Consider the following 13,438-nt stretch of genomic DNA (forward strand, 5'->3'; position numbering starts at 1 on the left):
CTTGCGGTGCTTTCATTCGCACACAGGTTGTTCGCGTGACCGCACCGTCGCACCCTCCGGTGTGTGGCCACTGCAATGCCACGCCTTCAGGCCACCCAACGGAAATACAACATGAGCACCGAAGAAGAAACGAATGTCGCGATGCTGCGCGACGCCTACACCGATTGGCACAACTCACGTGGCGGCAGTGTCGACCACTGGGTTTCCCTGATGGCCGACGAAATCGCCTTCATGTCTCTGGCGCAGGGTGCCCAGGGGGTAGAGTTCACCAAGGCCATGACCAGCAAGGAGCAGGTTGGCGGCTATTTCGACGGGCTGTGCTCGCAGTTCGAGATGGAACACTTCACGGTAGACGAGTACATCGCCCAAGGCGATCGCGTCGTCGCGATCGGCTCGACCGCCTGGACAAACAGGGCGACCGGCAAACGCGTCGAGACACCCAAGGTCGACATCTTTCGCCTTCGCGACGGCAAAATCGTGTCGTTCGAGGAATATTACGACACCGCCGGGCTCATCGCGTGCACCACCTGCTGATCGCCACTCACAGCTGAACCACGTTGAAGCCCTCTGCGTCGGTCGGCGGCGCGAAGTGTGCCGTGACGCGCCGGAACATCGCCTCGGTGTCGGTCGCCGCCCGTTCAGGCTGCTCGGCGCGCCGCTGGGCGATTTGCTCGAGGCACCGGGCGTCGTCCACGTCGATGTAGACCAGCTCGTGCGGTGCCTCGACCTCGGAGAACAGCGAGCGGAACCAGGCCCGCTGCGCGACCGTGTTGGCGGCGAAGTCGAGCACGACGTCGGTGCCGGACGCGAGGGTGGCCTGCACCAGCGCAGTGAGCGGCCGCTTGAGCCGTCTGGACCGGGCCACGTAATCGTCGAGCGATTGAATCTCACCCGGGTACAGCGCTGCGAGCCACACGTCTTCGGACAGCAACACCGCCCCGCGTTCACGCGCGATTGCCGCCGCCCGCGTCGACTTGCCCGCACCCATCTTGCCGCACAGGAACACCAGGGTGCCCACCGTCATATCAGCGCTCCGACAATGCCAGCTTGGCCCCCAGTGCGACAAAGGCACCCGCGAAGACACGTTGGACCCGTTGCAGCACACGGGGAGACGCCGCGACCAGCTGCCGCACCTGCCCGGCCAACACCCCGTAGCCAACGAAGACAATGAACGTCATCAACATGAAGACAGCGCTCAACAACAGCATGACGCCCACTGCGTTCGCTGACGCTGTGGGCACGAACTGGGGCAGGAAGGCGAGAAAAAAGATCGAGAGTTTGGGGTTCAGGATGTTGATCAGCAAACCCCGTGATGCAATGCGGAACAACGCTTGTTGTTGCGTTTTGCGAAACTCGATCGCGCCGGATTCGCGCCACATCCTGTACGCGAGGTAGCCGAGATACGCGACCCCGATTGCCTTGAAGACCTGAAACGCCAACGCACTGGTGTGCAGAATCGCCGCAACACCGAACACGCTGGCACACAGGTGCGGAACGATACCCAGCGTGCAACCGAGCGCCGCCGCCACACTGGCGCGTGCACCCTGAGACAAGCCGATGGACACGGTGTAGATCACGCCAGTACCAGGCAGCAGCACCACGATCAACGAGGTGATCAGAAACTCGAAGGTCATATCATGGGGTCTCCGTGTGTTCCTGGCCGACTCGGTACGCGCGATGCGCTCAGGACGACACGCCGTTCAGCTTACCGACAAACTCGACCAGGTGCGGCACGTAGTCCTCGGGCCCGTCGCCGCCGTTGGCCACAGCGAGCGCATAGGTGTTCTTGACGGCGTTGCCGACCGGGTTGTTCAAGCCCACGCTGTCGGCCATCGACTCGAGGTAGCGCATGTCCTTGAAGGCGTTGGTCAGCGTGAACTTGTGGCTCTCGCGGTTGCCCTCGATCACGCAGCCCATGAAGGTCTGGTAGAAACCCGAGTCCATGCGGCCACCGCGGATCACGCTGTCGAAGGTCTCGGGCGAGATGCCGACCTTCTGCCCGAGTGTGAGCGCCTCGGCGAAGAGCGCGCCATAGCCCATGGCGAGGAAGTTGTTCAGCAGCTTCATCCGGTGCCCGTCGCCCACTGCGCCGATGTGCACCACGCTTTTGGCCCACGCGGCGAGCACCGGCTCGACCCGCGCGAAGACCGCGTCCTCAGCACCAACCATGGCGCCCAGTTCGCCTGCCGCGGCCTGTTGGGGTGTACCCGCCAGGGGGGCGTCAACCAGGTCCACACCGTGCGTGCCGGTCAGGCCCGCCAGTTTGGCCGTCGACACCGGGTCCGAGGTTGAACAGTCGACAATCACGCTGCCGGACGCCAAACCCTCGAGCAGTTCGCCGACAATCGCCTCGACTTGCGGCGAGCCGGGCGCACAGATGTGCACGACGTCGCTCGCCTCGGCGAGTGCCCTGAGAGTGGTCACTTCAACTGCACCTCGGGCCACGAGGTCCTCGACCGGCGCACGGTTGCGGTGCGCGATCACGGTGAGCGGGTAACCCGCCTTGAGCAGGTTGCTGGCGATGCCGTGGCCCATGAAGCCAAGGCCGACGAAACCGATGCGGGGGGAGGTGTCTGTCACAGAAGTTCCTTCAGAGAGGGGGATAGTGCGTGCGATCAGTGTGGCGTCGGCGACTCGCCGACCGTTGCGATGACCGACGCGCGCAATGCGGCCATCAGCCGCATCAGCTCTGACCGGTCCTTCACGTACTTGAAGCCCATCGCAACCGACACGACGTAGTGCGCGAACTGCTCTGGCGTCAGCCCTTGCGCTCGCAGCGTGTCGCTGTGCCGAGCGAGCACCGTCGTCATGAGCGTGCCGTGACGCGCATGCGACTCGGCGATCGCGTCAGCGCCGGCGGCGTTGTGGCCGCTGATCAGGTCGTCCGGGTCCCGAGCGGTTTGCAGCAAGTCGAACGAGCGGACCACGGTCTCGTCGAGGAACACGTCGAGCTGATCAGCCAAGCCCTTCGATGACGCCCAGCGGCGTTCGATGTTTGCGATCGCCTGCGTCGTGATGGCCCTGATGGCGGCGCGGATCAACGCGTCCTTGCTGCCAAAGGCATCGTAGAGCGTTTGACGTGACACACCGGCCTCCTCGGCGATATCGGCCATCGCCGACTTGCGCACACCGAAATGCACGAAACACCGAATCGCTGCAGCAATGATGCGCTGATGGGTTTCGGACTCGGACACGTCAGGGGTGACTGGTTGGGTGTTTACGTGCCTGGCAGTCTATCACTTGACAGACTGCCTAAATTTGTAAAAACTTATGTACATATAATGTCTATTTGTAAACCTCGAGGTGTATCCCAATGATCGGCAACGTGGTGTCCAACATGATGGTCAAACCGGGCCAATCGCCGCTGTTCGACACGCCGGCGGCACACGGTCTGGCATTCGAGGATGTGCGTTTCTCTGCCGAAGACGGTACGTCGTTGCAGGGCTGGTTGTTGCCAGGCAGCTCGGACCGGGTGATCGTGCAGTCGCATTTCGGCGTTCAGTGCAACCGGGGCGGTTGGACGCCGCGCGGCAAGGGGCCCATCAAACCCTGGAAAACGGACATTCGGTTTCTGCGGCAAGCGACCTACCTGGTCGAGCAGGGTTACTCCGTATTGATGTACGATTTCAGAGGCCATGGCGAAAGCGAGACTGGCCCGATTCCGTGGGTTTCCTGGGGGCCGGAGGAGGCCAAGGACGTCGTTGCCGCTGTCGACTTCATTGGCGAGCGCTTTCCGTCAGCCCGAGTTGGCTTGTTGTCGATCTGCATGGGCTCGGCTGCCACCACCTACGCCTACGGGCGCGAAGACGGTTTGGCGTCCCGTTCGAGCATCAAAGCGCTGATTGCGGTGCAACCGCTGCGCTACCGTTGCTTCATGGATGCGCTGGGCATGCCGGGATTCATGGCGCGTGCCGGAGAGCGGGTGAGCACGCAACGGCTGGGTTTCGACCTCGGAGAACCCAATTTCGTCGACCACGCGGCGGCGATCAACGTGCCGACGCGCGTCGTGCAGAACCGCAATGACCCGTGGACGCAGCTGGATATGGTCGAGGCCTACTACCAGGCGCTCGCGGTCGAGAAGGACCTGAGCTGGCTCGACCTGGAGGCCAGTCGATTCGCAGCTTACGACCACCTGGGTACACACCCCGCTGGTGTGTTGTCCTGGTTCGACTCCTACCTGTGAGGCAAACAGGATGTGGACTGTAATCAAGTGGGCCATTCCGACCATCGTGCTGATCGCGCTGGTCGGTGCGCTACTGACCAAGAAGACCTTCCGCATCGAGCACGACGTTGCTGCGCCCCCAGAGGTGGTCTGGCAGGTGTTGATGGACACGGCAGCCTACCCGGAGTGGAACCCGGTGTTCATCGCCGTGGACGGCGACTACGTCGAGGGCGCGTCGGTGGTCAACACCGTGCGTGACCCGTCGGTAAGCGAGACGGACATGCGTGCCAAGGTGCGAACCGTCAGCGCCGCCGCCGAGCTCCGTCAGAGCGGCGGCATGCCTGGGATCATCACCTTCGACCACCGCTGGCTGCTCGAGCCGATCGACGGTGGTACACGCATCGTGCAGCACGAAACCGATCGCGGCATCGGCTTGTGGTTCTGGAATTCAGACTGGATTGAACCGGCTTACACGAAGACCAGTGAAGCGCTCGGACGGCGCGCCGAGGCGCTCACGCGCTAGTCGGGTCACACAAGGGCCGCGCACGGGTGAAGCGAGCCAGTAACCACGCCTCCCCAATCGCGGCGCGACGCCTGGTTGCGGTGATGACGCGCGCCACCACACGCAGCCCCTGCGTGTCGAGCACTGCCGCCGGACGTGAACTATTTTCGGTGTCTCGGGTGCTGAAACCAACCGCTCCCCTCACGATTGCTCGGAATCCCCAATGACCGAAAAACACTACCGGGTCGGCCAACTGGCTGACTCGCAACCCGAACCCACACAATTCGAACCGAAACCTTTCAAGAAAGGCCGCCCCCCGGAGCCGCTGAGCTTCGAGGTGGTGATGACCGCCGAGGCAACCGAGAAGCAGCGCAAGACCGGCGTGGTCCAGGTCAACATCCCAGGCTTTTCGCCAGTGCGGTTTTTCTGTGACGAGGACATACCGGTGGGAGACGACACCGCACCGCCGCCGCTGGCCTACATGTGCGCCGGCATCGGCTTTTGCCTGATGACACATTTGACCGACATCTACACCGCCCGAAAAATCAGCATCAGGTCGATGAAGCTCGAGCAGCGCGTGGGCTTCAACACCAACCTGAGCAACATGCGCCAGCTCGGGCACATGACCGAGGGTAAGACCGAGCACATCGAGACGCACGTGCTGATCGAGAGTGACGAGCCCGAGGAGCGGATCCGCGACCTCATGGAGGAAGCTGAAAACGCGTGCATGGCGCACTTCGCGCTGCGCAACCCGATTCCTTGGCGCTCACGACTGCTGCACAACGGCAAGGAACTGATCAACCACAGCGGTTGACACCTATCACTCTGGTCTCCCGTGGCGGTGCGCGGAGGCCGCCACGACAGCGGCCAGGCGTCAGCGCGGGTGGACGCGCACCGGGTAGGGCTTGCCGGTGACACGGTGGAACGCCACACCGATCAGCACCAGCGCGACGGCGCCGAGCAGCACGGGCACCAGCACGAACAACCAGCCCGGATCGAGCAACGACACCACAATCGGGTTGGCGCCGGCGGGCGGGTGGGTGACGCGCAACAAGACCATCGCCGCGACCGCCAAACCGACGCCGAGCGCGGGCGACCAGGCGAAGTCGGGCAACGCGGCAATCACGAGCAGCCCGGCGCCCGCCGAGACGGCGTGCCCGAACACCACGTTCGCCGGCTGCGCCAGCGGTGCCGACGGCAAGGCGAAGATAAGCACGCAACTCGCGCCAAACGGCGCGATCAGCAACGCTATCGACAACAGCCCGTCGAGCGTGATCAACGCACCGATGGCGAGAAAACTGCCCACCCCGGCAACCAGAGCGCTGCCCGCGCTGGCGGGCGGGAGTGCTCGCGCGAACATGACGGAGAGTCGCCGGTAGGGGGCTTTGGCATCCGCGCCCTCACCTGTCACCATGGATCGAGTCCTCTGATTTCCATTGACCGCTGTGCAACCGCACCGCCGCAGGCCAGTGTAGTGCGCGCATCGACGATTCACAGCAAAAAAACCGACGTCTACCGTCTCGTCCACGTGATCCAGAACCATGTTGATACGCCATCTGCACTACTTCACGACCTTGGCGCGTGAGGGGCACTTCGCCAAGGCCGCTCAGGCTTGCAATATCTCACAGCCGGCGTTGTCCTCGGCACTGCGCAAGCTGGAATCCGACTTCGGCGCACGCTTGATTGACCGCGACCACAGCTTTCTCGGCCTGACCCCTGAGGGCAAACGCGTGCTGCTGTGGGCGCAGCAGATCCTGCTGGATTTCGAGAGCCTCAAGCTCGATCTCACAGACCGTGCCGCTGACCTGCAGGGCACATTGCGCATCGGCGTGGTACCTGCTGCAACGGCGCTTGTCGGCTTGCTCGTCGAGTATTTCCTGAGTGCGCACCCCAATGCCGCTATCGATTTCCAGGAGACCAGCTCACGGCAGATTCAAACCGGGCTGGACAGCCTCGAGCTGCACGGCGGCTTGACCTACCTCGACAACGAGCCCCTGCAACGCGTGCTCACCTTCCCCGTTTTCGTCGAACGCGACGTCGTGCTGGCGGCCCGGGGCCATTTCACCTCCGAGAAACCGGTGTCGTGGCGACAACTTGCACGTGAGCCGCTCTGCTTGCTGAACCGGGACATGCAGAACCGGCGCATCCTTGACGCCGCAGCCCGTCGCCACCGCGTTGCCCTCTCGCCCGGCATCACAGCCAACTCGTTCCTCGCGTTGAGCACACTGGTGCAACGCGGCGGCTGGGTCAGCGTCGTCCCCGAAACCTTGCTCGGCCGACTCGGCGCACCAGAGGATTTCGATGTGCGACCGATCGCAAACGACACGAATCGTCACGCCATCGGGCTGGTGGTCCCCGATCGACAGCCGATGTCAAAACTCACGCGCGCCGTGTTTTCGGCTGTCTTCAACTCCGATATTGCACAGGCATTCGACGCCGAGCAAACACCGACTCAATAAACAGAATTTATCAAACACTGACATTATCAATTGGACGTCTCGCAACTCGCCTGCTGCACTGTGACGAACCGCACCAGCCTGTTGAGCCAGTGCCGGGGCGCGGGAAACAACCGACGCACCCCGAAGCCCACTGCCCTCACGGATGCGGCTCCACATCAACACAGGGTTCACCACCATGGCCAAAGTTGTTTGCGTTTTGTACGAAGATCCTGAAGACGGTCAGCCAACCTCCTACGCCCGCGACGCCATCCCCGAGATCACGGGCTACCCGGACGGTCAAACGGCTCCGACGCCCAAGGCGATCGATTTCACCCCTGGCGAGCTGCTCGGCAGCCAATCCGGCGAGCTCGGCTTGCGCACGTACCTCGAGTCCAACGGTCACGAGTTCATCGTCACCACCAGCAAAGACGGCCCGAACTCCGTGCTCGAGCAAGAGCTCGCAGACGCCGAAGTCGTGATTTCGCAGCCCTTCTGGCCGGCGTACATCACGGCCGAGCGCATGGCGAAAGCACCCAAGCTCAAGCTCGCGCTGACAGCGGGAATCGGCTCGGACCACGTCGACCTCAGCGCCGCCATGGAGCGTGGTGTCACGGTTGCAGAAGTGACCTTCTGCAACTCCATCAGCGTGGCCGAACACGTCGTCATGCAGATTCTCAGCCTGGTGCGCAACTACATTCCGTCGTACAACTGGGTCATGAAAGGGGGCTGGAACATTGCCGATTGCGTTGCGCGTTCCTACGATCTCGAGGGTATGCACGTCGGCACCGTGGCAGCGGGACGTATCGGACTGGCCGTGCTGCGCCGCCTGCACCCCTTCGATGTGAAGCTGCACTACTTCGATCGCCACCGTCTGCCCGAGTCGGTCGAGCAGGAACTCAACCTCGTCTGGCACGACACCGTCGAGGACATGGTGCCGCACTGTGATGTGGTCACCATCAATTGCCCGCTGCACCCCGAGACCGAGCACCTGTTCGACACTCAGATGATTCAGCGCATGAAGCGCGGCAGCTACATCATAAACACCGCACGCGGCAAGATCTGCGAGCGCCAGGCCATTGTCGACGCCCTGGAATCCGGCCAGCTCGCCGGCTACGCCGGCGACGTGTGGTTCCCGCAACCGCCCGAGCGCGACCACCCGTGGCGCAGCATGCCGAACCACGGCATGACACCGCACATCTCAGGCACCAGTCTGTCGGCTCAAGCCCGATACGCAGCGGGCACGCGTGAAATCCTCGAGTGCTATTTCGAAGGCCGACCGATCCGCGACGAATACCTGATCGTCGACGGCGGCAAGCTCGCCGGCACCGGGGCGAAGTCGTACTCCGAGGGTAACGCGACCGGTGGTTCCGAGGATGCGGCGAAATTCTCCGAAGCCTGAGCGGGTCTGACCGGGCGCATACACTGCGCCCGGACCGCAGGCCAGAACGCACCTCGCATTCGGCGAGGTGCAGATCTCAGCGCCGGTTCAGCAGAACACCACTTGCGGGTCGGTGTACTCCTGCATACCCTCTTCGCCGAACTCCACCCCGAGGCCGGAACGTTTGACCCCACCGAAGGGGGCGTTCGGCTGGATTCCGCCGTGCCTGTTGATCCACACGGTCCCGCATTCCATGCGCGCCGCTACGGCCTTGGCGGCGTCGATGTCTTGTGACCACACCGAGCCCCCGAGACCGTTGTCGCTGTCGTTGGCGCGTGCGATGACCTCGTCGAGATCGCGGTACTTGATGATGGGCAAGGCCGGTCCGAACTGCTCCTCATCCACCAGCGGGTCGCCGTTGTCGAGGTCGGCGATGATCGTGGGCGGGAAGAACAAGCCCTCACCGGGCTCGCCGCCCACCAGCACCCGGCCGCGGGTCTTGGCGTCGTCCACCAGGTGTTTGACCTTGTCGAACTGCATCTGATTCGCCACCGGGCCAAGGATGGATGACTCATCCAGTCCGTCGCCCATCGGGATGTTCCGGGTGAAATTCGCCAGCGCCTCACACACGCCGTCGTAGACGTCTTCGTGCACGTACAGGCGCTTCATCGCCGCGCACGTCTGACCCATGTTGATGAAGCCACCCCAAAACAGGCCCTCGGCGATGGCGTCAGGGTCGACATCGGGCAACACGATGCCCGCATCATTGCCTCCCATTTCCAGGGTCAGGCGCTTCATGGTTTCGGCGGCTGACATCATCACCTTGGAACCCGTGGCACACGAGCCGGTAAACACGATCTTGCGGATGCCCGGGTGCGCCGACATGGCCGCGCCAATGTTATCGCCCTGGTCGTCCGAGGTCACCACGTTCACCACACCGGCCGGCAGCACCGTGTTCATGATCTCGACCATGCGCAAGGTGGAAAGCGGCGTGTAGGGCGAGGGTTTGATTACCGCCGTGTTGCCCGTTCGGATCGCCGGCATCAGGTGCCAGGTGGCGATCAGCACGGGCCAGTTCCAGGGGGTGATCGAGCCGACCACCCCGAGCGGTTTGCGGTACAACTCGACCCGGCCTTCGTTGTTGTCCTGCAGCACTTTCATGGGCAGGGACATCGCAGCCGCGTAGTCTGTCCAGGCGCCGACACCGCCCATTTCGAACCGAGAGCCCACGCCGTTGAGCGGTTTGCCCTGCTCTTGTGTGATCAGCTTGGCCAATTCATCGGCGTGGTCACCCAGGGCCTCTGACAGCGACCGGACCGCCGCGGCGCGCGCCTCATCAGACGTTTGTGACCAGCTCTCGAACGCCGCACCCGCTGCGGCGACCGCGGCGTCCAGGTCTGCCAGCGTGGCGTTGGGCGCAAGCCCCACGGTGCCGCCGGTAGCGGGGTTCTGGACCGCAAAGGTCGACGGGGTTGCGTGGGGCGCCCCGTTGATGGTCATGTTGAATACAGCGGACATGCAAGCCTCCTCTGGTGCGTGCGTTACGTAGTGGCGTGAGCTCGCACTGTGTCGCGGGGCGTGAAGCGTGTCTTGGCAACAGGCGTCAGCGGAGTTTGCGCGTGGCGTCAGGTTGTTGCAGCGTGAGGCCAGGCGCACGTCCGTACCGCTTGCGGTAGAGGCGGTAAAAGGTGGAGAGATCGCTGAAACCTGCGTCAAACGCGAGACTGGCGACGGTGTCATCCGCGTGCGCGGCGCGCGACAGCAGCATCCGGTGCGTGGCCTCGACGCGATAGCGCTGTAAGCGCATATGCGGGGTTTCACCCGTGGCCCTGTACGCACGCTGCAACCGACGGAGTGACACGCCAAGCCGTTCCGCCACGGCGCGGGTGTTGAACCCGGGTAAGCGATGATGCGCGGCCATCACTGTCTCGGCGCTCTGAACCAAGGCCGCATCCACGCTCAATTGATCGGTGTTGCCCGTGGCGCGCTCGCTGAGCAGCGCGCCAAACACGCTGTAGAACGCCTCCACCGTGTGCGCTTGTGCTCCGACCGTGTCCGTTCGAAGCAGGCTTGCCAACACCGCTTTCATGGCCACCGCAAGCGCATCGCTTCCGTCGATCGACAGGCTGCCACCCAGGCGCCGTCCGAATCGGTGGTGCATCTCGTCCCGCGGCAGGTGAACCGAGGTCTGCAGTGAGTAGCGGCCGCCGTAGGCGAAGGCACTCTCTTGGGTGGAGTCGACAACGAAGAGATCGCCCGGCTGCATCCACGCCGTGACACCCTGCTGATGCAAACGGGCTCGCCCTTGGCGTTGCAGAATCAGAAAAAAGTGGTTGCCGGGGTCGCGACGGATGTTGTCCCGCCGACGCGTCACCTGGTCGACGTCGAGCCCGACCTCGGCAATGTCCAGCCCGCCGAACGCCGACACGGACACGTGACCCGAAACCGCCGGTTGGCGAGGCTTGTCGACATGCAGGTCAAAGGAGCCGCACACCCCGTTCAACCGCGATTGAAACGCCTCGATCGGTTGAGCAGCAGTGCCGCCAGCAGGTGTTGTGGCGCTGTCCATACCGTCCATGCGCGTTCCACGTCAATCAGGTCGATACTCACTCGGTGTGTGGCCAGCCTTCACACCGACACAGGCGGCGAGGGCATCAGCACAAGCCCGCGTCCGAACACAGTATCACGGAATTGCGTGGCACCGCCGCGCGGGGACGGTGGCACCCGCGGCAATCAGAAACGCGCTTGCAAGCGCGTGGCAAAGAGTTCGGCAAACCGCCTGGTTGCCTCCGAGCGAAACGCCGTGGGAGGAAAAACCGAGTACACCCCGCCCGACGGCAGTCGCCAATCCGGTAACAACCGCACCAGGTCGCCGCGTTCGACGTCGTCCGAGACGAGGTACTCGGGCAATATGGCTACCCCGGCATTCGCTGGACACAACGCCTTGACCGCAAGCGTGACATCGGCGCCGAGCACCGGGCGCAGGTGCACTGTGGTGGCCCGCGCGCCTGCACGTCTGTATGGCAGACACGCAGACCGAGGCGAGCCGGGACGCATGGCGTCAGACCCTCGATACCGTCCTCGCACTCGAGCCGACGCGCATCCTGCCCGGGCACGTGTCTGGCGAGAGTGCGGAGAACGACAGCATCGTGTCGTTCACACGGCGCTACGTCGACACCTTCGAGCAGGCACTTCAGGGTGCAACGGACGCACAAGCGCTGACAAACATGATGAAAGAGGCCTACCCCGATTTTCACAATCTAGGTGATCTGGAGTTGAGCGCGCAGGTTCTAGCGTGTTGCCGGACGGCAGCCGCTGGGCCCCTGACATGTGCGGCAAGAAGAACGACGTCATGTCGTCGGGCGCGGTGTAGCGCCACACGACAGTGTGGGTGTAGGGGGTCGACTTCCCTGACCTGGCTGTGGTGCAGGTCGCCCTGGTACGCGCCGTTGCATAAGACCACACTGTGGCCGTTGCGGTAGATCGGGTGGGTATCGAGCCCAAGTTCGCAGAAATTCCATTCCCAGACGACCTCTCCTGCCTCGTTGACCTCGCGGATGACTTCGCTGAAGGGGCCACCGTTGGCTTCCGAGCCCGGGATACGCAATTTTTCTGCGTCCGGGATGTCGAGAAAAGCGGCGTAGACCGCGCCGATTTCCAGTCGCCGAGCATCATCGCGATCGCACGGGAGTCATCGTCAAACTGTACCCACCAGTGACACCGCGACAACCGTATTCACCGCGACGAGCGACAGCAAGGTCAATTGCATGCCGAGCACCCGCGGTGCGTCAGGGTGCGTCCGCGCTCGTGATGCCGAGCGGGTGCTGCAGTCGACCCACCACGACAGCCGCGACGAGCGGTGCTGAGAGCCACAGCGGCACCCCGTTCCACTGCACACACGCGATCAAGATCAGACCCAGCGGCGGCAATCCCGGTGGAGATCAACCTGTCATGGCTCCGATCGTGTTCAGACAGGCTAGCCGCCGAGCGGATTGACCGGTCGACTGGCACCTCCCGGCAGCTTGCACGTGAGGTGATTGATGAAGTTCAGTGTCGTCGGGTTCAAGGGCGACTGCCTTCGCCGAATCACGCCGAGCGGTCGCCGAAACTGCGGGTGATCGAATGGCAGGAAGACCAGTTCCTCCCGGAGGTAGGGCGCTGTAGTCGCCCGAGGCATGGTCGTGATCAAGTCCGATGCGGCGACAATTTCCAGCACCGAGCGGATCGAGTCGGTCTCACAACTGATCCGCATGGACCGCACACCCGATGCACTCATGGCCGCCTCGGTCTGCCGCCGCAACAAACTGCCGCGGGAGTGCGCGAGCCAGCTCGCCGCTTCAAGATCCGGAGCGAGCAAAGTCTCGCGCTGCGTCAGCGGGTGACCCACACGGCACAGGACCCCTACTCGATCATCGATCAACTCCGAAAATACCAAGCCGTCGGTCGGCTCGGCCAACACACTCGGACCGATCACCAAGTCGACAGCCGCCCGTTCGAGCAACGCGCGCAGCTCGTGCACCAGCCCGGTCCGGATCTCAACACTGCAGTGCGGGTTGGTCTGGATAAACTCGGCAAGGGTGCCGGTCAGAAAACGCCCTGAGACGATCGGTGGCGCACCGATGCGCAGCTCGCCCGTGGCCCCACGCGCGACCTGCAGCGCGACGACCCCAGCCTGTTCCTCGGCGAGCCGGATGGTGTGGCCGTTGTGCGCCAGTCGCTGGCCAAGGCTGGTCGGCAGTGAGCGTCGCCCCTCGCGTTGGAACAACGGGGCGCCAATGCGCGCCTCGAGAGCTTTCATGTTGCGACTCAGCGCCGGCTGCGTGGTGCCGAGGCGGTCCGCCGCGGACTGGAAAGACCCCGATTCAACGATGACTGACAACTGCACGAGCTGTTTGGGGTCAATTTTCATATCTTTATGATATGTTTATAGCTTGATAATTGATTATATCGCATGTTTT

At 63.4% G+C, this 13,438-nt stretch carries 15 protein-coding genes; 6 read left to right on the forward strand and 9 right to left on the reverse strand.

Features of this window, described 5'->3' with window-relative positions; translation table 11 throughout:
• Window positions 1–111 precede the first annotated feature (111 nt).
• Complete coding sequence (locus AAGA11_08355) at window positions 112–534, forward strand: nuclear transport factor 2 family protein (protein ID MEM9602860.1); 423 nt, start codon at window positions 112–114, stop codon at window positions 532–534.
• A gap of 7 nt (window positions 535–541) precedes the next feature.
• Here AAGA11_08355 and AAGA11_08360 read toward each other — a convergent pair whose 3' ends face one another.
• Genes AAGA11_08360 through AAGA11_08375 form a run of 4 tightly spaced genes read right to left on the reverse strand, consistent with a single transcriptional unit; the run spans window position 542 to window position 3,194 of the window.
• On the reverse strand, window positions 542–1,024 hold the full coding sequence (locus tag AAGA11_08360; protein MEM9602861.1) for an ATP-binding protein: 483 nt from the start codon (window positions 1,022–1,024) through the stop codon (window positions 542–544).
• A gap of 1 nt (window position 1,025) precedes the next feature.
• On the reverse strand, window positions 1,026–1,634 hold the full coding sequence (locus tag AAGA11_08365; GenBank protein MEM9602862.1) for a LysE family translocator: 609 nt from the start codon (window positions 1,632–1,634) through the stop codon (window positions 1,026–1,028).
• A 49-nt stretch (window positions 1,635–1,683) separates the two neighbouring features.
• Window positions 1,684–2,580, reverse strand: a complete 897-nt coding sequence (locus tag AAGA11_08370; GenBank protein ID MEM9602863.1) for an NAD(P)-dependent oxidoreductase — start codon at window positions 2,578–2,580, stop codon at window positions 1,684–1,686.
• A gap of 35 nt (window positions 2,581–2,615) precedes the next feature.
• Entirely contained in the window at window positions 2,616–3,194 is a 579-nt protein-coding gene (locus AAGA11_08375) for a helix-turn-helix domain-containing protein (GenBank protein ID MEM9602864.1), read from the reverse strand.
• Window positions 3,195–3,313: 119 nt separating this feature from the next.
• Here AAGA11_08375 and AAGA11_08380 point away from each other — a divergent pair, with 119 nt between their 5' ends.
• The 3 genes from AAGA11_08380 (at window position 3,314) to AAGA11_08390 (ending at window position 5,478) form a co-directional block, all read left to right on the forward strand.
• Window positions 3,314–4,183 (forward strand): alpha/beta fold hydrolase, encoded by an 870-nt coding sequence (locus tag AAGA11_08380; protein MEM9602865.1) that lies wholly within the window; start codon window positions 3,314–3,316, stop codon window positions 4,181–4,183.
• 10 nt (window positions 4,184–4,193) lie between these two features.
• Window positions 4,194–4,685 (forward strand): SRPBCC domain-containing protein, encoded by a 492-nt coding sequence (locus AAGA11_08385; protein ID MEM9602866.1) that lies wholly within the window; start codon window positions 4,194–4,196, stop codon window positions 4,683–4,685.
• A 202-nt stretch (window positions 4,686–4,887) separates the two neighbouring features.
• Window positions 4,888–5,478, forward strand: a complete 591-nt coding sequence (locus tag AAGA11_08390) for an OsmC family protein (protein MEM9602867.1) — start codon at window positions 4,888–4,890, stop codon at window positions 5,476–5,478.
• 60 nt (window positions 5,479–5,538) lie between these two features.
• Here AAGA11_08390 and AAGA11_08395 read toward each other — a convergent pair whose 3' ends face one another.
• Window positions 5,539–6,078: an HPP family protein gene (locus tag AAGA11_08395; GenBank protein MEM9602868.1), complete on the reverse strand. Its 540-nt coding sequence runs from the start codon at window positions 6,076–6,078 to the stop codon at window positions 5,539–5,541.
• 127 nt (window positions 6,079–6,205) lie between these two features.
• On the opposite strand from AAGA11_08395, the gene AAGA11_08400 reads away from it, so the two are divergent.
• Both AAGA11_08400 and AAGA11_08405 read left to right on the forward strand, forming a co-directional pair.
• On the forward strand, window positions 6,206–7,123 hold the full coding sequence (locus AAGA11_08400) for a LysR family transcriptional regulator (GenBank protein ID MEM9602869.1): 918 nt from the start codon (window positions 6,206–6,208) through the stop codon (window positions 7,121–7,123).
• Window positions 7,124–7,298: 175 nt separating this feature from the next.
• Window positions 7,299–8,501, forward strand: a complete 1,203-nt coding sequence (locus AAGA11_08405; protein MEM9602870.1) for an NAD-dependent formate dehydrogenase — start codon at window positions 7,299–7,301, stop codon at window positions 8,499–8,501.
• Window positions 8,502–8,588: 87 nt separating this feature from the next.
• On the opposite strand, the gene AAGA11_08410 is transcribed toward AAGA11_08405, so the two are convergent.
• The 4 genes from AAGA11_08410 to AAGA11_08425 form a co-directional block, all read right to left on the reverse strand.
• Window positions 8,589–9,998 carry an aldehyde dehydrogenase family protein gene (locus AAGA11_08410; GenBank protein MEM9602871.1) on the reverse strand — a complete coding sequence of 470 codons (1,410 nt, stop codon included), beginning with the start codon at window positions 9,996–9,998 and terminating at the stop codon, window positions 8,589–8,591.
• Between the two features lie 85 nt (window positions 9,999–10,083).
• On the reverse strand, window positions 10,084–11,058 hold the full coding sequence (locus AAGA11_08415) for a helix-turn-helix domain-containing protein (GenBank protein ID MEM9602872.1): 975 nt from the start codon (window positions 11,056–11,058) through the stop codon (window positions 10,084–10,086).
• A gap of 155 nt (window positions 11,059–11,213) precedes the next feature.
• Window positions 11,214–11,537, reverse strand: coding sequence for a LysR substrate-binding domain-containing protein (locus AAGA11_08420; GenBank protein MEM9602873.1), 324 nt, complete (start codon window positions 11,535–11,537; stop codon window positions 11,214–11,216).
• 919 nt (window positions 11,538–12,456) lie between these two features.
• On the reverse strand, window positions 12,457–13,389 hold the full coding sequence (locus AAGA11_08425; GenBank protein ID MEM9602874.1) for a LysR family transcriptional regulator: 933 nt from the start codon (window positions 13,387–13,389) through the stop codon (window positions 12,457–12,459).
• Between the last annotated feature and the right edge of the window lie 49 nt (window positions 13,390–13,438).

Source organism: Pseudomonadota bacterium, assembly GCA_039196715.1.
Lineage (GTDB): Bacteria > Pseudomonadota > Gammaproteobacteria > CALCKW01 > CALCKW01 > CALCKW01.